This window comes from Pseudomonas sp. IT-P258, from assembly GCF_949767825.1.
GTDB classification, from domain to species: domain Bacteria; phylum Pseudomonadota; class Gammaproteobacteria; order Pseudomonadales; family Pseudomonadaceae; genus Aquipseudomonas; species Aquipseudomonas monachiensis.
Genome location: NZ_CATKPU010000021.1, coordinates 630,234 through 650,899, shown reverse-complemented (window position 1 = coordinate 650,899; position 20,666 = coordinate 630,234). Strand labels below are relative to the sequence as shown.

The window sequence follows — 20,666 nt, the reverse complement described above, 5'->3', positions numbered from 1 at the left end:
GGCCGGGGTGCGTAGCCCCGACCGGTTCCGTAGGTGCGCAATAGACCGGGTCATTTGCTTTCCGCCTGTTTCAGCTCCAGCACTTCTTTAGGCGTGACCATGTCGCCCTTGTTGTTGCCCCAGGCGTTACGTTCATAGGTCACGACTGCCGCGATATCGACTTCCGAGAGTTGTTTGCCGAATGCGGCCATGGCGGTGCCAGGCTTGCCGTGGAAGACAATGCTCAGGTGAGCATCTTTCGGCCCAGTGGCGATCTTCGAGCCCTTGAGCGCCGGGAACATCGGCGGCAGGCCCTGGCCTTCGGCCTGGTGACAGGCCACACAGGTGGTGTGATAGACCTTGTCGCCGCGATCCTTGAGCTCGTCGAGAGTCCATTCCTTGCTGGTCAGCTCTTTGAGCTGCGCGGCTTCGGTCTTGCGTTCGGCCAGCCATGTTTCGTAATCGGCCTTTTCCTTGACCTCGACCACGGTCGGCATGAAGCCGTGATCCTTGCCGCACAACTCGGCGCACTGGCCACGGTAGATGCCGGGCTTGTCGACGCGGGTCCAGGCTTCATTGACGAACCCGGGAATCGCATCGCGCTTGACCGCGAAAGCCGGCACCCACCAGGAGTGGATGACGTCGGCGGAGGTCACCAGGAAGCGCACCTTGGCGCCGACCGGCAGCACCAATGGCTTGTCGACTTCGAGCAGGTAATGCTCGCCCTTGGCTTCCTTGTTGTGGATTTGATCCTGGGGAGTGGTCAGGTTGCTGAAGAACTCGACGTCCTGGCCCAGGTACTTGTAGTGCCACTTCCACTGGTAGCCGGTGATCTGGATATCGATTTCCGGCTCGCTGGCGTCGTACATCTTGATCAGGGTCGCGGTAGCGGGAATCGCCATGGCCACCAGGATCAGGAAGGGCACGATGGTCCAGAGGATTTCGACGGTGGTGCTTTCATGAAATTTGGCGGCCACCTGCCCGGTCGAGCGGCGGTGGAGAATCATCGACCAGAACATGGCACCAAATACGATGATGCCGATCACCACACAGATCCAGAAAATGATCATGTGCAGGTCGAATACTGCGTGACTGATTTCAGTCGCTCCAGGCGCCATATTCACAGTCCAGGCCGCTTGTGCCTGACTGAAAATCGACCACAACAGGAGGCCCATCCAGACATGTGGATGTCGCATCATTGCGGGTTCCCCTTATCGTTCTTGTTATCCCGCCGGCTTTCACCTGCGGCAAGGGAGCGGCTGCATCAGACTACGAACTTGAGCACCGGGCCTTGCTGCATATGCAGTCGGGCGTCATCAGCTAACTCCATTCCACCCCGAGTATAGACAGCGACTCTCACCTCGCAATGCGAAGGCGTAAATGATCTGAAACAGCATTAACTTGCGTTGCAGGGCACGAATGGAGAAGGATGCAGACGAGTGGTGGCAAACCGATATAACGGGGCCGTCTCAAGGATGAAATAATTATGACAAATGCGTCTTAGCATTTTTCGTAAGCCAGCTAAGTTATGTCTTCCCTATTTCATTGCCTTGTTTCCTGGAGTTTTCATGAACACCGCCGCATTGCGCGAGCAGATCCAAAAAGCCCAACAACACGAAGCCCAGACCGGCCTGCTGACGCGTCAGCTGGAAAGTAAGCTGCCTCATCTGCACCCGGCGATCCAATTGCCGGAGGCCGATACCAACGGCGTACTGACGCGATTTGTCGCCGCCTACATCGAAGAAGTGCCCGATCTGCTGGATGCAGCCAATGAAGTCGCAAGGGAAGCGGGCATTGAGTCACAGATCAAACCGGTGCTGAGTATCGCCGAGCAGTACTTCCTCCAGCCGCCAGCCATCATGGCCGGCCATGTCGGGCTCGACAGCCTGCTGGATGAAGCTTACCTGGCGCACCGGTTTGTCGAAGAGGTCAACGACCTGTACATCAAGCATTTCGGCCAGCCACTGATCCCTTTGGACATGACTGTCGCCAACCTGATTGCTCACCAATTGATCGGTGAGGAATTTGCCAACCAACTGGACGAAGTGGTGCATCACACCATTGACGAGATGCTCAACGACGAAAGTTTCGCACTGGAGTCGGTGGAAGCCTACCGTGACAAACTCAATAGCCCGGACACCGGTGCCGCGTGGAAACGCTGGCCGTGCATGTCCCGCCGTTTGGGCGTAGGCCTGGAACTGGATCAGCCGGCGGCTTGATCCACCGGTAAACACAATCCCCTGTGGGAGCGGGCTTGCTCGCGAATGCGGTTTCACATCCAACATATGTGTTGGCTGATCCACCGCTTTCGCGAGCAAGCCCGCTCCCACACTGTTATCTACCCGGCCGCGCCGACGCCAGTATTCGTCCGCACCCGCCCCTCAAGTCTGCGCTTCAATCCCCGCGATTCAATCATCAGCTTCGAACCCTTGGCCGCATTCGCCCGACCCCATTCCTCCAGCAACTCCAGACACGAGTGATCGATGTAGCTCAGATTATTGAGCGGCACATGCACCGTCACGCCTGGTGGAATACTGCCCAGCACCTGGGTCAGCGCCGGCACTTTGAGGAAGGTCGCCGCGCCCACCAGGCGCAATTCCATTTCCCCTTCCTGCGGCAGGTCGATCAGGCTGATTTTCAACCGCGAAGCTTTCAGCGCCAGCTTCACCAGCGTCAGGCCGAAGCCAATCAACACGCCGGTCAGCAGGTCCGTGAAAACAATGGCGAGCGCGGTTGCCGCATAGGTGAACATCGGCGCCCGACCGTACCGACCCAAACCACGGAAGACCTTGAGATCCACCAGCTTGAAACCGGTGTAAACCAGCACACCCGCCAGGCTCGCCACCGGAATGCTTTGCAGCACGCTGGACAGCAACAGCACGAACGCCAACAACCACAGGCCGTGGAAAATGGTCGAAAACCGCGTGGTTGCGCCGGCCTGAACATTCGCCGAACTGCGCACGATAACGCCGGTCATCGGCAACGCCCCAAGCAGGCCACACAGCATGTTGCCGATACCTTGCGCCGACAATTCCCGGTCGAAGTCCGAGCGCTGACCACTGTGCATGCGATCAACCGCGGCAGCTGAGAGCAGGGTTTCGGCACTGGCGATGAAGGCCACCGCAAACGCCGCGATCAGTAAAGCCGGATCAGCCAGGTTGAGCAGATCCGCTGGCTTCAGCCAGTCGATGGCCTCCGTCAGGTTGGCCGGTACCTCGACCCGCTTGACCTGCAACGCCAGCATCAGACTGGCAAGCGTGGCCAGACCGACGCCGAGTAGTGCGCCAGGAACGAAGCGCAGGGATTGCGGACGGAATTTCTCCCACAGCCACATGACGGCGATCGTCGACAAACCGAGCAACCCGGCTTGCCAGCCAAACGAGGGCAACGCCTGGGCCATCGCCGCCGGGAAGGCCGCCAGGTTATCCAGGCCGGAGGGTTTGGGCACGGCATCCAGCATTACATGCACCTGAGACAGGATGATCAGCACACCAATCCCGGCCAGCATGCCGTACACCACCGCGGGTGCCGTCACCCGAAACCAGCAGCCCAGCTTCAAACGGCCAGCCACCAGTTGCAGCAAACCCGCCAACAACAGAATGGGCCCGAGCATGGCGATACCATGCTGGCGAACCAGTTCGAATACCAGAACGGCCAGGCCCGCCGCCGGACCGCTGACTTGTAGCGGCGAGCCGGCCAACCAACCGACCACCAGACCACCGATGATGCCGGTGATCAGTCCTTTGGCCGGCGGTAGCCCCGAGGCAATCGCGATGCCCATGCACAGGGGCAGGGCGACCAGAAACACAACCACCGAAGCCAGCAGCTCCCGTGGCAGAACAGCTTTGAGTCGAGCAGCACGCATGGTGAATCTCCCGAAGTTTTCTTCAGGCATGGCAAAGCCAGGCTGCCTGAAGGCAGCCTCGGCTGAACCACACAACGATTTAGGAGGGTTTAGAAGCGCGCTTTGGGCGTCGCCACGGGAATTGGCAGGCTGCCATTAAGCGGCAGGAAACAGCCTTGATCGGCGTCGTACGCTTTGATTTCGCTGGTTTCGATGTTGTAGACCCAGCCGTGAATAAATAGCTGACCATTGGCCATGCGCGAGGCCACCGACGGATGGGTGCGCAGATGCTGCAATTGGGCGATCACATTCTCTTCGGTGAGGATGTGCATGCTTTCGCTTTCGCTAGAGCAGTTACAGTTCTCCTGCACCATGGTCTTGGCCACTTCGGCATGACGCAGCCAGGCTTTGACCGTGGGCATTTTTTCCAGACTGTCCGGGTTGAGCACCGCGCGCATGGCGCCGCAGTCGGAATGCCCGCAAATTATGATGTGATGCACTCCCAGCGCCAGTACGGCGTACTCGATGGCCGTGGAAACACCGCCGTTCATTTGCCCATAAGGCGGCACGACGTTGCCGACGTTACGGGTCACGAACAAGTCGCCGGGGGAGCTCTGGGTAATCAACTCGGGAACAATGCGCGAATCGGCGCAGGCGATGAACATCGCTCGTGGCCGCTGGGCCGTGGCGAGTTTCTTGAAGAGCTCTTCCTGCTGAGGAAAGATCTCATGATGAAAATGCAAAAAGCCGTCAACGATATGCTGCAACGCTGCATCGGCGGTTTCGGCCTCGGGTTGGGCTGAAGCCGACGCAGCCAACGGCTGTTTATCCTTGTCACTCATCAATTCATCCTCATTGGCGGGCTCAGGGAGTCTTCCCGGGTGGTCCGGTGTGAAGCCAGTGGCTGTTAAAAAACATCCAGGTCAAAAATCTCGACCCATCAGTCACTCGATGAACAAGGTAGCGGCCGAATCTTAATTGAAACTGAATAAAACGCTCTGGAATGCGTGTTCCAGGTCACAAAAAACGTGACCAGCCTAAGGCGTGAGCGCGATCTTCAGTACTCAACCATAGGCCAATTGTCCTCAAATCAACGACATTTGGCGACCAGGCGGACAAAAGGCATTGCAGTCCAGGTCAAAGCCTTCCCGGCGATTGAGCCCCAGGCGCTTGATGGTTTTGGCAAAGCGCTGTGCCAGCAGGTCGGCGAAGGGGCCTTCACCGCGCATTCGAGCACCAAAGCGGCTGTCGTAGAGTTCACCGCCACGGCTCTGGCGAATCAGGCTCAGCACATGCGCCGCCCGTTGCGGATAGTGGGCACCCAGCCATTCTTCGAACAGCGGCGCCACTTCCAGCGGCAGGCGCAACATCATGTAGGCAGCACTTTGCGCCCCGGCCGCATGGGCCTCGGTGAGCAGGCTTTCGAGCTCACTGTCGTTGATCATCGGAATCATCGGTGAACACAGCACGCCCACCGGAATGCCCGCCTCGCGCATGACCCTGATCGCCCGCAACCGGGCCGTGGGCGCTGCGGCACGGGGCTCGAGGATGCGTTTGAGTTCGTCATCCAGGGTGGTCAGGCTGATCATTACCGCCACCAGCCTTTGACTGGCAAGTTCGGTCAGCAGGTCCAGGTCGCGAAGAATCAGCGAGCCCTTGGTGACGATGGTCACAGGGTGTCGGTAACGCAGGAGTACTTCGAGGGTTTGCCGGGTGATCCTGTAGTCACGCTCGATCGGCTGATAGGGATCGGTGTTGGAACCCAGATTGATCGGTGCGCATTGATAGCCACGTTTGGACAGCTGCTCCTCCAGTACGTCCACGGCGTTGGTCTTGGCGATCAGTTTTGTCTCGAAATCCAGCCCCGGCGACATGTCCCAATAGGCGTGACTGGGGCGTGCGTAGCAATAGATGCAGCCATGCTCGCAGCCGCGATAAGGGTTTATCGAGCGATCAAAGGGCAGGTCCGGCGAATTGTTGCGGGTGATGATGGTTTTCGCCGTCTCGATGCGCACTTCCGTGCCTTGAGTCACGGGTGCTTCCTGGTACCAACCGTCGTCCTCGGCCACCGAATGATTAGGGGCGAAGCGGTTGTGCGGGTTGGTCGCGGTGCCGCGTCCGCGAGGAGGCAATGGCATATTCATAGTGAGCGCCCTACCGTACTGTATGCTTATACAGTACACCAGAACTCATCGGCGAGCCAATGCCGTTCGGCGCCTTTTGTATAAACGGCTAATTAACAGCTTGACCATTAAACATGGATGGGACGCCTCCAGAACTCTTTGAAATTGAGAGTTACATATAAAGAGTGGCCTAAAAATTATGTTTGTCTGTATTGTTTAGTCGCTGTAATCAGACATATGGAAATAACTTAAAGGGATTTAATAATGTCGTTTTTTAATCGTCGTGGTATTTTTCTGCAAAAACTTGGGCCTACCATAGTCGACCCGAATGAAGTGCTAGTCTCCATGCAGTTTGCTTTGAAAGAATCGAGTCTGGATGGTAACGGCTCTCCGACGGAGAGCCTGCTGGATTCCACCATTTACATTGCTTCGTCTCGCGACGGTGGCCAGACTTTCAGTATTGACAATGTCAGAGACGTAGAGGGTGATGGCAATATCGGTGAAACCGACAAGGTAAAAATGCTGGCACTGGCCAAAGCTTATGCAAATATTGTCAATCCATAATTGATGATTTGCAGTAAGCAATCGACAGGAGAATATCGATGTGGTTTGACCTGCTGCGCATGACGTCCATGCGTAGCAGATTGGATATATAGGGATATTATTATGTGGACACCCGGCGATACAGGTGTATTTCTACAGCGGATAGAAACACCGGGAATTGATAAGGTAATTATAAAGTTAGTAAGAAAACAATCGGACGATAGTGCCGACCAGCGATCTTTCAACCTCTACAGCAATGTCACGACAATGACCTTGCACATAAAGCCTGAGAACATCGAAGAGTACAGACTAGACTACGATCCATGGTCTGACATTAACGTAACTCCAGACCGAAGTATTGATGATAAAGATATCGACGCCATTACCAAGCTGGCTCTCGCCTTCTACAGTCAACCGATAATTGCTCCTGGCGACGGAGCTTTTCTCTCTCTTGAACCAGAGGATCTTGTTGATATCTTTGATCCAGACAAACCAATTGAACCTGTCCCTCCTCCGATAATCGGGGTGCAAATTGAAGTGCTGGATATGGAAGATAGTGATCAACCGGAGTTCGACTATTTCATGACAGCATTATCCGTGGACAATGGAGCAAATTTTAAAGTACGAAGGATCAATCCCCATTCCGGTATCTTTTACGTCCCGGGGATGGATGACTTGGTCAAATCATTCATCAAACTCAAATTGTAAGTCCATGCCAGTCACCTCAGACAACACCCTTTCACGTTTCATTGACAGTCCTCTCACAGGCCTTTGACCGCTCAGGGTTGAAGCTGGACTCCAACATCCTTTCTCTCCCTGAACGGTCACTCGGGCATGTCCTTACTGCGCTTTATCCCTGCGATGTGCCTGTTACTGGTCGCATTGTTCAACCTCACACCAGCTCTTGCCGCCGACAGCATCTCGACTCGCCCAACAGACTGGGCGCAACCAGTCGAGGTCCAGTACAACCTTTTCCAGATGTCGCCTACGCTGTACCGCAGTGCGTTGCCGGACAGTGGGGCATTGCCGTTACTGGAAAGACTCAGGGTCGGCACGGTGGTCAGTTTTCTGCCCGAGTCAGACGCGAGCTGGTTGTCCACGGCAAAAATCACCCAAGTTCATTTGCCTTATCGAACCAACCACGTAGATGACGCAGACATACTCAAGGCACTGCGTACCATTCAAACCGCCGAAGCCAACGGTCCAGTGCTGATGCACTGCAAGCATGGCTCCGACCGGACCGGACTGATAGCGGCCATGTACAGGGTGGTGGTGCAGGGCTGGACCAAGGAAGAGGCACTGAACGAAATGACCCAAGGCGGCTTTGGCGACAGCACCCACTTCAAGGACGGCATCCGCTACATGATGCAGGCTGATGTGGAAAAACTGCGCACTGCCCTGGCCAATGGCGACTGCAGCACCAGCCCGTTCGCCGCGTGCTCGATGAAGAGCTGGTTCAAGTCCGCTCACATCGAATAAAAAAGCCCCCGCTGCATGGCGCAACGGGGGCTTTTTTTCACTCAGTGTTGTTCGTCAGGCTTTTTCTTCAATTTCGGATTCGGGAAGAACTGAACCGCCTGAACCTTGGTGTCGGCAGGTTTGGGTGCGCTGGTGTTAACCCGCGTACCCAACTCCTTGGGCACCGAAAGCCCTTGCTCATTAAGTGTGTCGGAGTAACCGCAGGCCACGCACTCTCGGTGCGGGACCTGGTCTTCATTCCACATCATCAATTTGTCCGGCTCGCTGCATGCCGGGCAGACCGCCCCGGCGATAAAGCGTTTTTTCGTAATCACAGGTCCCTCACTCATGCTGCCGCGTCCTCACTCAGGCCGCTGTGGCGCAAGAGTGCGTCAATTGATGGCTCACGACCACGGAAGTCGACGAACAGCACCATCGGCTCCTGGGAGCCGCCACGGGCCAGGATTGCTTCGCGGAACGCACGACCGGTATCGGCGTTGAGCACGCCTTCTTCTTCGAACTTCGAGAACGCATCGGCCGACAGTACTTCAGCCCATTTGTAGCTGTAGTAACCCGCTGCGTAACCGCCAGCGAAGATGTGAGCGAAGCTGTTAGGGAAACGGTTGTAGGCCGGTGGACGCATCACCGAGACTTCATCGCGCACGCCTTCAAGCACTTGCAGCACGCTGCGGCCGTCGCCGTGGGTAGCGTGCAGTTCGAAGTCGAACAGCGAGAACTCCAATTGGCGGACCATCATCAGGCCGGACTGGAAATTTTTCGCCGCGAGCATTTTCCCGAGCAGATCCTGGGGCAGCGGTTCGCCGGATTCATAGTGACCGGAAATCAGCGCCAGTCCTTCCGGCTCCCAGCACCAGTTTTCCATGAACTGGCTCGGCAGCTCGACCGCATCCCAGGCCACGCCGTTGATGCCGGACACACCAGCATGCTCGACGCGGGTCAGGAGGTGATGCAGGCCGTGACCGAACTCGTGGAACAGGGTGGTGACTTCGTCGTGGGTCAGCAGCGCAGGCTTGCCGCTGTCGGCCGGGGTGAAGTTGCACACCAGGTTGGCCACCGGGCTTTGCAATACACCGCCAGCGGTGCGACGACGGTCGCGGGCGCCATCCATCCAGGCACCGCCACGCTTGTTGGCGCGGGCGTACAGGTCGAAGAAGAAGCGGCCGACGTGCTGGCCGTTTTCCTTGATTTCAAACAGGCGGACATCCGGGTGCCAGGTGTCGAAACCCTTCTGTTCGGCAATCTCGATGCCGTACAGGCGCTGGACAATGGCGAACAGGCCACTGAGCACCTTGTCGATCGGGAAGTAGGCGCGCAGGGCTTCCTGGGCCACGCTGTAGCGTTGTTCACGGAGTTTTTCGCCGTAGAAACCGCTGTCCCAGCTTTGCAGATCCGGGCAGCCCTGTTCAGCGGCATAAGCCTTGAGCTGCTCAAGATCCTGGGTGGCGAACGGCTTGCTGCGCTTGGCCAGGTCACGCAGGAAGCTCAGCACCTGATCGCTGGACTCGGCCATTTTGGTCGCCAGGCTCAGCTCAGAGAAACTGCTGAAACCCAGCAGCTTGGCCAGTTCCTGACGCAGGTCGAGGATTTCTTCCATGACCGGGCCGTTATCGTTCTGGCCGGCATTCGGGCCCTGGTCCGACGCACGGGTGCAGTAGGCCGCATAGACTTCTTCACGCAGTGCGCGGTCCTGGGCGTAGGTCATCACCGCGTAATAGCTCGGGAATTCCAGGGTGATCAGCCAGCCGTCCAGGTCCTTGGCCTGAGCCGCGGCGGCCATTTGCGCCTTGGCCGAGTCGGTCAGGCCGGCGAGGGCTGCTTCATCGGTGATGTGCTTGGTCCAGGCTTGAGTGGCATCGAGCAATTGGTTGGAGAAACGGCTGCCCAGTTCGGACAGCTTGCTCTGCACTTCGGCGTAACGCTTCTGTTCGGCTTCCGGCAGGTCGATACCCGACAGACGGAAGTCACGCAGGGAGTGTTCCAGGATAGTTTTCTGCGCCACGTCGAAACCGGCGGCCTCCGGACTGTTGGCCAGGGCTTCGAAAGCCTGGAACAGTTCGCGGTTCTGACCCATTTCGGTGGAGTAGGCGCTCAAGGCCGGCAGGCACGACTCGTAGGCTTCACGCAGTTCGGCGCTGTTGCACACGGCATTGAGGTGGCTGACCGGGCTCCAGGCGGCGCCCAGGCGGTCGTTGAGTTCGTCCATCGCCAGCACCAGGCCAGCCCATGTTGGCTGTTTGACCTGGGTCTTGAGGATCTCGACGATGGCGACACGGTTGTCAGCCAGGATCTGTTCAATGGCCGGTTGTACGTGTTCGGCGCGGATGGCGGAGAACGGCGGCAGGTCATAGGACTGCAAAAGAGGGTTGTTCACGCTCACGGTTGATACCTTGGCTGGAGAAACATGCAGCCATCTTAATTACAATCGACGTTCACCGCAGCTATCAGCAACAGAGAGAAACCCTATCGTGAACCTTCGCAAGTATCAGAACCACACGCCGCTGCTGGGTAAAGGCGCTTTTGTCGACGGCTCGGCGGTGGTGATCGGCGACGTTGAAATTGGCGAAGACAGTTCGGTCTGGCCGCTGACTGTGATCCGTGGCGACATGCACCGCATCCGCATCGGCGCGCGCACCAGCGTGCAGGATGGCTGCGTGTTGCACATCACCCACGCCGGGCCGTTCAACCCGGACGGCTTTCCGTTGCTGATCGGCGATGACGTGACCATCGCCCACAAGGTCATGCTGCATGGTTGTTCGGTAGGCAGCCGGGTGTTGATCGGCATGGGCAGCATCGTCATGGACGGCGCAGTGGTCGACGATGATGTGATCATCGGTGCCGGCAGCCTGGTGCCGCCGGGCAAGCATCTGCAAAGCGGCTTCCTGTATGTGGGCAGTCCGGTGAAGCAGATCCGCCCGCTGACTGACAAGGAGCGCGCCTTTTTCACCTACAGCGCGGCGAACTACGTGAAGCTCAAGGAGCTGCATCTGGCCGAAGGCTACGACCAGCTTTGACCCGGCCCCCTTATTCAGGATTCGACATGCATTACCAAACCGTTTTGTTCGACCTCGATGGCACCCTGACGGACCCGCGCGAAGGCATCACCCGTTCGATCCAGTTCGCCCTGTGCAAACTGGGTATCGATGAGCCGGACCTGGCGAAACTCGAACACTTCATCGGCCCGCCGCTGTTGCAGGCGTTCATGCAGTTCTACGACTTCGACGAGCCGAAGGCGTGGGAGGCGGTGAATTTCTACCGCGAACGCTTCAAGGTCACCGGTCTCTACGAAAACCGCGTGTTCGATGGCGTCATGCCGCTGCTGGAAACCCTGGGCGGACAAGGGCGTCAGTTGTACATCGCTACCTCGAAACCCTGGGTGTTCGCCCGGGAAATCGCCCGGCATTTCGACTTTGCCAAACACTTCAAGGTGATTTACGGCAGCGAACTGGACGGCACCCGGACCAACAAGGTCGAGTTGATCGCTCACCTGATGGCCGAAGAAAGCCTGGACCCGGCCAACACCCTGATGATCGGCGACCGCAAGCACGACCTGATCGGCGCGCGCAGCAATGGCCTGGACGCGGCGGCGGTGGGCTACGGGTTCGGCAGCCATGAAGAGTTGAGCGCCGAAGCGCCGGCGTATCACTTTGAAACGCTGGCTGAGTTGCATCAGGCGTTTTTGCAGCGCTGATAAGGCCGACACAAATCAACTGTGGGAGCGGCGGTGCGGCGATCCCACAGGGGGACTGTGTTCTTCCTCAAGGTCTCGGCGGTGGCGCCAATTTCTGCCCTTGCTCAACCGCCCAGTTCACCACCTGCGTGGTCAACTGATCGTTCGCCTGACCGAACCCGACCACCACCGCCGGAACCTGCACATCGCTGAGTGGCTGGCGCACTTCAAAGCGGCGGCTAGCGAGGATGCGCTGGTCATAACTGCGCACCAGCAATGCATCCAGACGCACGACCGCGCTGGCATTCATGCCCTGGTATTCAGTCTGGAACGCCTGCAGGCTGCCGCCCAATTCAAGATCGGTCTGGAAAATGCTGTCATCGGTGCTCAACAATGGCACCCGTCCGTCATACTGGAAACCTTCCAGCAGACGATTGCGCACCAGCACCGGAGCCGGGTCGCTCCAGCGTGAACCCTTGTAGTGGCTGATCACATCACCTTGGGGAATCACGGCAATGTTCGGACTGTTCAACGCTTCGCTGGACTGGAATTTGCTCAGGCGCAGCGACCAGCGCTGCGGCGTGCCATGGCTGGCCGATGCACTCTGGGCCGATGGCAATCGATAGACCTCGAAGGGCTCGGGCTTGGGCAGGATCGAGCACGAACTGATCAGCGTGAAGCCAGCGACGAGGGCAATCCGAATCAGCTTCATGGTGTGAATTCCTTGGTCTTGTCACTGCCCAGCAGGTAACCGCTGGGGTTGGCTTCCAGGCGTGTGGTAATGGTGCGCAACGAACTCAGGGTTTCGCGCATCTCGCGAACGGCCGGGCCCAGGCCATTGAGGCCTTGCATGCCGCTGTTGAGCGAATCCTGATTGGCGGTGATCAGTTTGTTGAGGGTGGCACTGCTCTCCTGCAGCGACTTCATCGCCTGCTCGGCGCTGCCCAGCGCCTCCTTGCCATGCTCGTTGAGCAGCCCGTTGGCATTGCGCATCAGCGCCGTGGTCTGCTCCAGCATGGTGTTGGCCTGCTTGCCCACCGACGCCAGTTGCTGCATGGCCTGGCGAATATCGCCGCGCTGATCGGCAATGGCCCCGGTGGTTTGCTCCAGGTGCTCCAGGGTATTGCTGATGCGCTCGATGTTTTCCGTGGAGAACATCAGGTTGGCGTTATGCATCAGCGTGGTCACCCCGGCCATCAGGTCTTCGCTGTCATTGAGCAGGCGGGCGATGGGCGAGGGCGAGGCGACGATGGTCGGCAGGTTGCCATTCTTGCCCTTGAGTGTCGGGCTCTGTGGCGTGCCGCCGCTGAGCTGGATGATCGAAGTCCCGGTGACGCCGGTCAGGGCCAACTTGGCATTGGTGTCTTCCTTGACCGGGGTATCGCCGGCCAGGCGAATTCGCGCCAGCACCCGGCGCGGGTCTTTCGGGTCCAGGCGCAGCGAGATCACATCGCCGACCTTGATCCCGCTGTATTGCACCGAGCTGCCCTTGGACAAACCGCTGACCGCCTCGTTGAACACGACTTCGTAGTCCTTGAACTCGGTGTCGACACTGGACTTGGCCAGCCACAGGCCGAACAGCAGCGCGGCCGTCACCACAATAACGGTGAACAGGCCGATCAATACATGATGGGCTCGGGTTTCCATGTCAGACCTCATTGAGCTGTTGGGCGGCCGTCAATGCCGCGCGGCCGCGAGGGCCATGGAAGTATTCGTGAATCCACGCATCGTCGGTTTCCGAGACCTTGTCGATGGCATCCGCCACCAGCACTTTTTTCTGCGCCAGCACCGCCACCCGGTCGGTGATGGTGTAGAGCGTGTCGAGGTCGTGGGTCACCAGAAAGACACTCAGGCCCAGGGCATCGCGCAGGGTCAGGATCAATTGGTCGAACGCGGCAGCGCCGATCGGGTCGAGACCGGCGGTGGGTTCGTCGAGAAACAGGATGTCCGGGTCCAGCGCCAATGCCCGGGCCAGGGCGGCGCGCTTGATCATGCCGCCGGACAGCGACGACGGGTATTTCTCCGCCGCCGACAGCGGCAACCCGGCCAGGGCCATTTTCACCGCCGCCAGGTGCTCGGCGTCGTTGCGGCTCAAGCCGGCGTGTTCGATCAGCGGCAGGGCGACGTTCTCGGTCACGGTCAGCGAAGAGAACAACGCGCCTTTCTGGAACAGCACGCCGAATCGCCGCTCCACCAGCGAACGCTCGTGTTCGGACAAGGTCGGCAGGTTTTTCCCGAAGACTTTCACCACGCCTTCGCTGGGCTGGCGCAACCCGACAATGCTGCGCAGCAGCACCGATTTGCCGCTGCCGGAGCCACCGACCACGGCGAGGATCTCGCCCTTGTACAAGTCCAGGTCGAGGTTTTCGTGCACGCTCTGGCGGCCAAAGCGGTTGCACAGTCCACGGACTTCAATCACCGCCTCGGAGGGCGCTCGGGGGATACGACTCACCAACCCATCTCCATGAAAAACATCGCGGCAATCGCATCCATCACGATCACTACGAAAATCGACTGCACCACACTCGACGTAGTGTGCGCGCCCACAGACTCAGCGCTGCCACTGACCTTGAAGCCTTCCAGGCAACCGATGGCGGCGATGAGGAAGGCGAACACCGGCGCTTTGACGATCCCCACCAGAAAGTGCTGAACGCCGATGTCCGTTTGCAGCAGCGACAGGAACATCGCCGGCGAAATATCCAGCGCCACCGCGCAGACCACGGCACCGCCGATAATCCCCGACAGCATCGCCAGGAAGGTCAGCATCGGCAGGGCGATCAGCAACGCCAGGACCCGCGGCACCACCAGCAACTCCACGGGGTCGAGGCCCAGGGTGCGGATGGCATCGATTTCCTCGTTGGCCTTCATCGACCCGATTTGCGCCGTGAACGCACTGGCGGTGCGCCCGGCCATCAGGATTGCAGTCAGCAACACACCGAATTCGCGCAGGAAAGCAAACCCCACCAGGTCCACGGTGAAGACGGTGGCGCCGAAAGTGGCCAGCACCGTCGAGCCGAGAAACGCCACCACGGCGCCCACCAGAAAAGTCAGCAAAGCAACGATGGGCGCGGCGTCGAGACCGGTCTGTTCGATGTGGGCGATCATCGGCGTGACGCGCCAGCGCTTGGGACGGAACAGGCCACGGGCGATGGTTTCGATGATCAGGCCGACGAAACCCAGCAGTTGCAGGGTGTCCTGCCAGACGGTGTCCACCGCGCGGCCAATACGGGTCAGCAACTGAATGGAAACGCTGACTTCCGGTTCCTTGATCGGTACGCAGAAATCGGTCAACGAGCAGTAGACGGTTTGCAGCAATGCACGATCGGCGGCAGAGAGTGTGCAATCAGGGTGTTCGGCGGAACGGCCGAGGCGCTCGGAGCCGAGCAGCTCGACCAACAGCGAGGCGCCAGCGGTGTCGAGGGCGCCTAGACCATTGAGGTCGATGGGGGTGTTGACGTCGTACTGGCCATGGAGTTTTTCGCTCAACAGCTTGAGGTCAGCGTAATGGGCAAGCGTCCAGTCGCCCGTCACCCGCAACCGCGCTGGGGTAATCGACGTGTCCAATCGGGCGTTGCCGGCCATCGTGCTGCTGATCATAAGCTCCGTGCTTGTTCAGTGATTACGCAGATTTACGTAATAGCACGAACCGGATTACTTTTCTTTGATCGCTGTGCTGTCCGTGACTTTGAAACGCAGCACGCCGATGACCTGGCCATCTTCGGTCAGCACCCGAACCTGCCATTTGCCGGCCGGGTTGCCCGGGAAGTTCTGCTTGTGGGTCCAGGCCCGGTAACCCTCCTTGCGCCCGCCACGAATATCCAGGGGGATGCGATCGACCTCTTTACCGTTGAACTGCCAGACGTGATAAATCCGCTCGTCCAGGCCACGCGGGGCATTGATCGCGGTGTATGCGTAGAGCCCGCCATTGCGAATCTGCTCGGCGCTGACTTCGTCGAGGCTGGCGCCCGGCGTGCGGTCTTGCATCTGCGTGCTGATGGCCACATCGGTCATCCACAGCGTCGCTGGCGGCACCCACGAACGCAGCTCCCAACCAACGGCGCCGATGCCCAAGGTGATACTCAAGATCGCCAGCGCATTGCGCAGGGTACGAATCGGGAAGATCGATGCCAGGCTCGGGAACGACAGCAGCACCGAGATACCCAGTGCCCATTTGAAACTTTGCGCGGTGGTCAGGTGCATGATCACCGGCAAGGCGGTGAGCAGCGCGGCGAACAGGGTCAGGGTGTGCAGGGCCAGAAACGCCCAGCGCCGTGGGGCCAGCCATTTGTAGTAGAGCGGGTCGATGATCGAAATCAGCGCCGCGACGCCGAGCAGCCCGGTGAAAAACAACTGGCCACTGTTCCACGTCGTAGTGATGAAGAAGAACGGCAGGACAAAGAACAGGCTTTCCTGATGGATCATCTGCGTTGCGTAACGCAGCAAGGGTTCCGGGATTTCTCGCTTGAAGATGCGCTTGAACAGCTTGGTCAGGCTGTTTTCCAGCATCAGCCAGATCCAGCTGATCAGCATGATGGTGGTGATCCAGCTCGCCAGGCCTTGCTGGCGATCGACCAGAATGAAACTGCCCACCCCCGAGATGAAACCACAGAGCGCAATGACCCCAGGGTACCGCTTCATCAATTCGAGGATGCGCTGTACGAAAAAGGTCAGGTTTTGCATTCGGCGGTTTCACAGTCGTCGTAGGAAAAAACCTCGACAGGGTACCGCTGGTGCGGCTCTGTGGCGAGGGTTCACGGTCAGTTACACCATGCACCAGGGGGAACCGGCAAGGCCTCTCAGTCCGTTGTCACCTGGAATGGTTATTTCCTGCGATGCAAACGCCAGCCCACCAGCATCAACACGATCAAGCCCGTCCCACCGACCGCCAGCCACATCAACTGGTCATAACTGAACAACGGTTTCTCGATCCGCAAATACCCCGGTTGCAGGAGCAACTCACGCACGGCCTTGTTCGCTTCTTCCAGGGTCACCCCTTGCAGCTCCCGGGTCGGGTTGGTGAAGCGACCGTCCTCGTAGTTGCCGATGGCGCTCCAGTAGTAGTCGGCCAACGCGCTGTTGCCTTGCACGGCCCAGGACTGGCGGGCAATTGCGGCCTGCTTGAGGCGGTTGAAGGTATCGGCATTGAGGCCATCCTTGAGCAGTCCGGCCTTCAGGTCCTCAAGTACTTGTTCGGCATCGGCCACGTCGTCGCGTTCAAGGTCGGCATTGAGGCTCATGAACCCCACGCCGCCGAACACCTCGCGCTCCGCCCACGGGCCGTAGGACAAACCGTGAGCCAGGCGCAACTGGCGATAGAGCGCCCAATCCAGATAGTCCTTGAGCAAATCGAAGGTTTCATCGTGCCCATCCTCCAGTACCGGCTCCGGCACCAGCCAGTGTAACTTGGCGCCGTTGCCGACAAGACCGTGGGTCAAGGTGCGTTCATGGGCGGCGCTGGCCTGGATTTGCGGCAGCGGCGGATGCTCGCCAGGGGTGATCGCTTCCAGCGCGCCATACGCCCGCTCCAGATAGGCCGGCAGCAACTTGTCGAGGTCGCCGACCACGATCAGGGTCATGTTGTTCGGCGCATACCAGTCCTTGCGCACCTGCTCCAGCTGTTCACGGGTCAGGTCATTGACTTGCGCACGCTCCGGGCACTTGAGGCCCAGCTCCACGGCCAGTTGTTTGCTGGCCGTGTGACCGAGGTCCTGTCGATCGAGCCAGCGTTGCAGGTGCGAGTAGTGGCCGCCGTCTTCACGCTCGACCACTTGCTTGGCCGCGTTGATGGCGTTGTCGTCGAAGCGGGTCTGGGTCAGCAGCGCCAGCAACAGGTCAAGCACCTTGCGCTGGTTTTTCGCCGGGGCTTCGATGACGAAGGTCGTATCGGCATTGCTGGTGAACGCGTTCCACTCACCGCCCAGGGCCTGCATGCTTTCTTCCAGGCCGCCTTCGCCGCTGGCGTCGATTCCGCTGAACAACAGGTGTTCCAGCAGATGCGGCAGCTCCTTTTCTTCACACTTGAAATCGTCCAGGCCAACGCCGACCACCAGCCGGATCGCCACATGCCCGCGATCAGTGCCGGGTTTGAGCAGCAACTGCAAACCGTTGCGCAGGGTGTAGCCCTCGACCTGGAAGCGATCCAGAGCGAATGACGGGAATGAGCCAAGTAACAGGCAAGCGAACAACAGACAACGCATAACGAGCTTCCGTACGGCTGGCGTAAGTTCAACAGACTTCAGGCAACTGCGGACGTTCAGGGTGAATGAGTGATGTCGCTCAAATCGTCGACCACCAGCGCACCTGTCTCCGATGTTTCCAGCACCACGTAGGCACTGCTGCAAAACAGCGAATTCAGACGTTTCATGTCGGCGATCAGTTCCAGGTGCAACGAACTGGTTTCGATACTTTGCACGATTTTACGTTGCAAGCGGCTGACATGAGCGTGGGCCAGGCGCCGTTCCTGTGCGCGGAAACGACGTTTTTCACGCACCAACTGGCGGGCACTTTCCGGGTCGCCACTGAGAAACACCGACATCCCGAGCCGCAGGTTGGAGATCAACTGAGTTTGCAGCCCGGTCAATTCGTCCAGCCCGACTTCGGAAAACGACCGGCGCTGCGAGGTTTTCTGCTGCTGGACCTTGCGCAGCATGCGTTCGATCAAGTCGCTGGCCAGTTTCAGGTTGATCGCCAGTTCGATGATTTCCGCCCAGCGCCGGCTATCCTGATCGCTGAGATCTTCCCGGGGCATTTGCGCCAGGTACAACTTGATCGCGCTGTAGAGCGCTTCGACATCGTCGGTCAGGCGGCGCATTTCCTGGGTGACGGCGGTTTGCTTGCCGTGCAAAACATCCAGCATGGCTTCAAGCATGTTGTCGATCAGGTCGCCCATGCGCAGGGTTTCCCGGGCCGCATTGGCCAGCGCCAAGCCAGGGGTGACCAACGCCGTCGGGTCAAGATGCCGGGGCTTGGCCGTACCGTTGGCCAGCGGGCGCTCCGGCAGCACCCAGGCACAAAACCTGGCCATCGGCCCAACGCTTGGCAGCAGGATCAGGCAACGCGCGATGTTGTAGAGCAGGTGAAAGCCGATGACCATTTCCTGAGGGCTGAAATCCAGGCCATCGAGCCAGTGCACCAGCGGATCGAGCACCGGAATGATCAATAAAAGACCAATCAGTTTGTACAGCAGGCTGCCCAGCGCCACTTGGCGCCCGGCGGCGTTCTGCATGCTGGTGCTGAGGAAAGCGAGTACACCACTGCCGATATTGGCACCGATCACTAGCCCGATGGCCACCGGTAAGCTGATCACGTTGGCGCCCGCCAGAGTCGCGGTAAGCAACACAGCGGCCAGGCTGGAATAGGAAACCATCGCGAACAGCGCGCCGACCAGGGCGTCGAGCAGGAGGTCGCCGGTGAGCGAGGCGAAAATCACCTTCACCCCTTTGGCATGGGTAATCGGGTGCGCGGCTTCGACAATCAGTTGCAACGCCAGAATGATCAACCCCAAGCCAATGGCGACACGGCCCATCTGCCCGAGTCGGGTCTGCTTGCGCGAAAGAAAGAAAATCACCCCGGTAAAAATCAGCAGGGGCGACAACCACGACAGATCGAACGTCAGCACCCGCGCCATCAAGGCCGTACCGACATCGGCACCGAGCATGGTGACCAACGCCGGCGTAAGCGCCATCAGGCCCTGGCCGACAAAGGAAGTGACCAGCATGGCGGTGGCGTTGCTGCTCTGAACCATCGCCGTCACAGCGATTCCGGAGAGGAAAGCCAGCCAGCGGTTGGACATGTTATGGCTGATGACATGCCGCAAGTTGGTGCCGTAGACCCGCAGGATGCCGGTTCGGACGATGTGCGTGCCCCAGATCAGCAGGGCCACGGCAGAAAGCAAATTGAGCAGGGTGAGCATAATGACCCCCTGTGGTGTAGCGCCCCAAAGGAGCAAGTTGACGGTACCGCGCAACGTTCTACGTTCTGTACTTAAGCTGTAGTTGGCTAACGGTCTGCGCGCCAGCATCGCATAGCCAAAGAAGGGATTGAAACAAAACTGTCATGAAATCCCGTTCATGCAACCCGCCAAAAAACAAAATGGGAGCGAGCCTGCTCGCGATGAGGCCATCAGCTCCAACATTGATGTTGACTGACAGACCGCCATCGCGAGCAGGCTCGCTCCCACAGGGTGTTGCGTACTACCGGGTTACTGGCCCGGAATATCTTTGCGCAGCTTTACCGGATCCTGCTGTTTCTTCTTTTTCGCGATGGCAGTGCGCATCCTGATGTTGATCGCTTCCACCGCCAGCGAGAACGCCATGGCGAAGTAGACGTAGCCTTTTGGCACGTGCACGTCCAGGGATTCGGCAATCAGCACCGTACCGACGATCAACAGGAACGACAGCGCCAGCATCTTCAGCGATGGATGCTTGTCGATAAACTCACTGATGGTGCCGGATGCCCACATCATCACCAGTACCGCCACGATGATTGCCGCGACCATGACCGGTACGTGGGAGACCATGCCAACGGCGGTGATCACCGAGTCCAGGGAGAACACGATGTCGATGATCGCGATCTGGATGATGGTGTAGAGGAAGTTTCCGCCCTTGCCCGAAGGTTCGTCGTTGCTTTCATCTTCACCTTCCAGCGCGTGGTACATCTCTTGCGAGCTTTTCCACAGCAGGAACAGACCACCGAAGAACAGGATCAGGTCGCGTCCGGAAATACCCTGGCCGAATACGACGAACAGGTCCGCCGTGAGGCGCATGACCCAGGTGATCGACAGCAGAAGCAGGATTCGCGTGATCATGGCCAGCGCCAGACCGAAAATCCGGGTGCGTGCCTGCATGTGCTTGGGCATGCGGCTGACCAGGATCGAAATCATGATGATGTTATCGATACCCAGGACGATTTCCAGGGCGGTCAGGGTGAAGAAGGCAACCCAGATTTCAGGGTTGGTCAGCCATTCCATGTGTATTCCTTTGAGCGATTGTTAAACCACAACGGGCCCGGGCTTCAAACAGCGAAGCCTGGA

20 protein-coding genes are annotated in these 20,666 nt (G+C 58.8%); 6 read left to right on the top strand and 14 right to left on the bottom strand.

The window, feature by feature from the left end; translation table 11 throughout:
* Positions 1 to 50: 50 nt before the first annotated feature.
* Positions 51 to 1,178 carry a cytochrome c oxidase subunit II gene (coxB, locus tag ACM6G4_RS10300; RefSeq protein ID WP_056726728.1) on the bottom strand — a complete coding sequence of 376 codons (1,128 nt, stop codon included), beginning with the start codon at positions 1,176 to 1,178 and terminating at the stop codon, positions 51 to 53.
* A gap of 369 nt (positions 1,179 to 1,547) precedes the next feature.
* Between coxB and ACM6G4_RS10295 the strand changes: the two genes are divergently transcribed.
* Positions 1,548 to 2,198 carry a hypothetical protein gene (locus tag ACM6G4_RS10295; RefSeq protein ID WP_056726729.1) on the top strand — a complete coding sequence of 217 codons (651 nt, stop codon included), beginning with the start codon at positions 1,548 to 1,550 and terminating at the stop codon, positions 2,196 to 2,198.
* A 119-nt stretch (positions 2,199 to 2,317) separates the two neighbouring features.
* Here ACM6G4_RS10295 and ACM6G4_RS10290 read toward each other — a convergent pair whose 3' ends face one another.
* The 3 genes from ACM6G4_RS10290 to ACM6G4_RS10280 form a co-directional block, all read right to left on the bottom strand.
* Positions 2,318 to 3,844 (bottom strand): SulP family inorganic anion transporter, encoded by a 1,527-nt coding sequence (locus ACM6G4_RS10290; RefSeq protein ID WP_414913610.1) that lies wholly within the window; start codon positions 3,842 to 3,844, stop codon positions 2,318 to 2,320.
* Positions 3,845 to 3,933: 89 nt separating this feature from the next.
* Positions 3,934 to 4,665 (bottom strand): carbonic anhydrase, encoded by a 732-nt coding sequence (locus tag ACM6G4_RS10285; RefSeq protein ID WP_008045785.1) that lies wholly within the window; start codon positions 4,663 to 4,665, stop codon positions 3,934 to 3,936.
* 243 nt (positions 4,666 to 4,908) lie between these two features.
* Positions 4,909 to 5,967 carry a PA0069 family radical SAM protein gene (locus tag ACM6G4_RS10280; RefSeq protein ID WP_414913609.1) on the bottom strand — a complete coding sequence of 353 codons (1,059 nt, stop codon included), beginning with the start codon at positions 5,965 to 5,967 and terminating at the stop codon, positions 4,909 to 4,911.
* A gap of 243 nt (positions 5,968 to 6,210) precedes the next feature.
* Between ACM6G4_RS10280 and ACM6G4_RS10275 the strand changes: the two genes are divergently transcribed.
* The 3 genes from ACM6G4_RS10275 to ACM6G4_RS10265 all read left to right on the top strand — a co-directional run bounded on the left by ACM6G4_RS10275 (position 6,211) and on the right by ACM6G4_RS10265 (position 7,968).
* Positions 6,211 to 6,510, top strand: coding sequence for a hypothetical protein (locus ACM6G4_RS10275; RefSeq protein ID WP_414913608.1), 300 nt, complete (start codon positions 6,211 to 6,213; stop codon positions 6,508 to 6,510).
* Between the two features lie 102 nt (positions 6,511 to 6,612).
* Positions 6,613 to 7,197 carry a hypothetical protein gene (locus ACM6G4_RS10270; RefSeq protein ID WP_414913607.1) on the top strand — a complete coding sequence of 195 codons (585 nt, stop codon included), beginning with the start codon at positions 6,613 to 6,615 and terminating at the stop codon, positions 7,195 to 7,197.
* Between the two features lie 126 nt (positions 7,198 to 7,323).
* Positions 7,324 to 7,968 (top strand): tyrosine-protein phosphatase, encoded by a 645-nt coding sequence (locus ACM6G4_RS10265; protein ID WP_414913606.1) that lies wholly within the window; start codon positions 7,324 to 7,326, stop codon positions 7,966 to 7,968.
* A gap of 41 nt (positions 7,969 to 8,009) precedes the next feature.
* Here ACM6G4_RS10265 and ACM6G4_RS10260 read toward each other — a convergent pair whose 3' ends face one another.
* Both ACM6G4_RS10260 and prlC read right to left on the bottom strand, forming a co-directional pair.
* Positions 8,010 to 8,297 carry a YheV family putative zinc ribbon protein gene (locus ACM6G4_RS10260; protein ID WP_056726735.1) on the bottom strand — a complete coding sequence of 96 codons (288 nt, stop codon included), beginning with the start codon at positions 8,295 to 8,297 and terminating at the stop codon, positions 8,010 to 8,012.
* Positions 8,294 to 10,345 (bottom strand): oligopeptidase A, encoded by a 2,052-nt coding sequence (gene prlC / locus ACM6G4_RS10255; RefSeq protein WP_414913605.1) that lies wholly within the window; start codon positions 10,343 to 10,345, stop codon positions 8,294 to 8,296. The genes ACM6G4_RS10260 and prlC overlap by 4 nt, the downstream gene beginning before the upstream one ends.
* 88 nt (positions 10,346 to 10,433) lie before the next feature.
* Between prlC and ACM6G4_RS10250 the strand changes: the two genes are divergently transcribed.
* Positions 10,434 to 10,979, top strand: a complete 546-nt coding sequence (locus tag ACM6G4_RS10250) for a gamma carbonic anhydrase family protein (protein ID WP_414913604.1) — start codon at positions 10,434 to 10,436, stop codon at positions 10,977 to 10,979.
* Between the two features lie 26 nt (positions 10,980 to 11,005).
* Positions 11,006 to 11,656, top strand: coding sequence for an HAD family hydrolase (locus ACM6G4_RS10245; RefSeq protein WP_414913603.1), 651 nt, complete (start codon positions 11,006 to 11,008; stop codon positions 11,654 to 11,656).
* A gap of 67 nt (positions 11,657 to 11,723) precedes the next feature.
* On the opposite strand, the gene ACM6G4_RS10240 is transcribed toward ACM6G4_RS10245, so the two are convergent.
* From ACM6G4_RS10240 to ACM6G4_RS10205, 8 genes are all read right to left on the bottom strand, one after another.
* The gene (locus tag ACM6G4_RS10240; protein ID WP_056726739.1) at positions 11,724 to 12,347 is read right to left on the bottom strand and encodes an ABC-type transport auxiliary lipoprotein family protein; all 624 of its coding nucleotides are present in this window, start codon (positions 12,345 to 12,347) and stop codon (positions 11,724 to 11,726) included.
* Entirely contained in the window at positions 12,344 to 13,282 is a 939-nt protein-coding gene (locus ACM6G4_RS10235) for an MlaD family protein (protein WP_056726740.1), read from the bottom strand. Before ACM6G4_RS10235 ends, ACM6G4_RS10240 begins: the two co-directional genes overlap by 4 nt.
* 1 nt (position 13,283) lies before the next feature.
* Positions 13,284 to 14,087, bottom strand: coding sequence for an ABC transporter ATP-binding protein (locus tag ACM6G4_RS10230; RefSeq protein ID WP_223542692.1), 804 nt, complete (start codon positions 14,085 to 14,087; stop codon positions 13,284 to 13,286).
* Complete coding sequence (locus tag ACM6G4_RS10225) at positions 14,084 to 15,232, bottom strand: ABC transporter permease (RefSeq protein WP_056726742.1); 1,149 nt, start codon at positions 15,230 to 15,232, stop codon at positions 14,084 to 14,086. The genes ACM6G4_RS10230 and ACM6G4_RS10225 overlap by 4 nt, the downstream gene beginning before the upstream one ends.
* 54 nt (positions 15,233 to 15,286) lie before the next feature.
* Positions 15,287 to 16,315, bottom strand: a complete 1,029-nt coding sequence (locus tag ACM6G4_RS10220) for a DUF5924 family protein (protein WP_056726743.1) — start codon at positions 16,313 to 16,315, stop codon at positions 15,287 to 15,289.
* A 140-nt stretch (positions 16,316 to 16,455) separates the two neighbouring features.
* The gene (locus ACM6G4_RS10215) at positions 16,456 to 17,832 is read right to left on the bottom strand and encodes a M16 family metallopeptidase (RefSeq protein WP_414913602.1); all 1,377 of its coding nucleotides are present in this window, start codon (positions 17,830 to 17,832) and stop codon (positions 16,456 to 16,458) included.
* A 56-nt stretch (positions 17,833 to 17,888) separates the two neighbouring features.
* The gene (locus tag ACM6G4_RS10210) at positions 17,889 to 19,547 is read right to left on the bottom strand and encodes a Na/Pi cotransporter family protein (RefSeq protein ID WP_056726745.1); all 1,659 of its coding nucleotides are present in this window, start codon (positions 19,545 to 19,547) and stop codon (positions 17,889 to 17,891) included.
* A 288-nt stretch (positions 19,548 to 19,835) separates the two neighbouring features.
* Positions 19,836 to 20,603, bottom strand: coding sequence for a TerC family protein (locus ACM6G4_RS10205; protein ID WP_056726746.1), 768 nt, complete (start codon positions 20,601 to 20,603; stop codon positions 19,836 to 19,838).
* Between the last annotated feature and the right edge of the window lie 63 nt (positions 20,604 to 20,666).

Coding starts and splice junctions, on each gene's coding strand:
- ACM6G4_RS10285 (WP_008045785.1), bottom strand. CDS start 4,665: ATGAGTGACAAGGATAAACAGCCGTTGGCTGCGTCGGCTTCAGCCCAA.
- ACM6G4_RS10235 (WP_056726740.1), bottom strand. CDS start 13,282: ATGGAAACCCGAGCCCATCATGTATTGATCGGCCTGTTCACCGTTATT.
- ACM6G4_RS10240 (WP_056726739.1), bottom strand. CDS start 12,347: ATGAAGCTGATTCGGATTGCCCTCGTCGCTGGCTTCACGCTGATCAGT.
- ACM6G4_RS10270 (WP_414913607.1), top strand. CDS start 6,613: ATGTGGACACCCGGCGATACAGGTGTATTTCTACAGCGGATAGAAACA.
- ACM6G4_RS10225 (WP_056726742.1), bottom strand. CDS start 15,232: ATGATCAGCAGCACGATGGCCGGCAACGCCCGATTGGACACGTCGATT.
- ACM6G4_RS10245 (WP_414913603.1), top strand. CDS start 11,006: ATGCATTACCAAACCGTTTTGTTCGACCTCGATGGCACCCTGACGGAC.
- ACM6G4_RS10280 (WP_414913609.1), bottom strand. CDS start 5,967: ATGAATATGCCATTGCCTCCTCGCGGACGCGGCACCGCGACCAACCCG.
- ACM6G4_RS10210 (WP_056726745.1), bottom strand. CDS start 19,547: ATGCTCACCCTGCTCAATTTGCTTTCTGCCGTGGCCCTGCTGATCTGG.
- ACM6G4_RS10295 (WP_056726729.1), top strand. CDS start 1,548: ATGAACACCGCCGCATTGCGCGAGCAGATCCAAAAAGCCCAACAACAC.
- ACM6G4_RS10275 (WP_414913608.1), top strand. CDS start 6,211: ATGTCGTTTTTTAATCGTCGTGGTATTTTTCTGCAAAAACTTGGGCCT.
- ACM6G4_RS10205 (WP_056726746.1), bottom strand. CDS start 20,603: ATGGAATGGCTGACCAACCCTGAAATCTGGGTTGCCTTCTTCACCCTG.
- ACM6G4_RS10260 (WP_056726735.1), bottom strand. CDS start 8,297: ATGAGTGAGGGACCTGTGATTACGAAAAAACGCTTTATCGCCGGGGCG.
- ACM6G4_RS10215 (WP_414913602.1), bottom strand. CDS start 17,832: ATGCGTTGTCTGTTGTTCGCTTGCCTGTTACTTGGCTCATTCCCGTCA.
- ACM6G4_RS10290 (WP_414913610.1), bottom strand. CDS start 3,844: ATGCGTGCTGCTCGACTCAAAGCTGTTCTGCCACGGGAGCTGCTGGCT.
- ACM6G4_RS10265 (WP_414913606.1), top strand. CDS start 7,324: ATGTCCTTACTGCGCTTTATCCCTGCGATGTGCCTGTTACTGGTCGCA.
- coxB (WP_056726728.1), bottom strand. CDS start 1,178: ATGATGCGACATCCACATGTCTGGATGGGCCTCCTGTTGTGGTCGATT.
- ACM6G4_RS10220 (WP_056726743.1), bottom strand. CDS start 16,315: ATGCAAAACCTGACCTTTTTCGTACAGCGCATCCTCGAATTGATGAAG.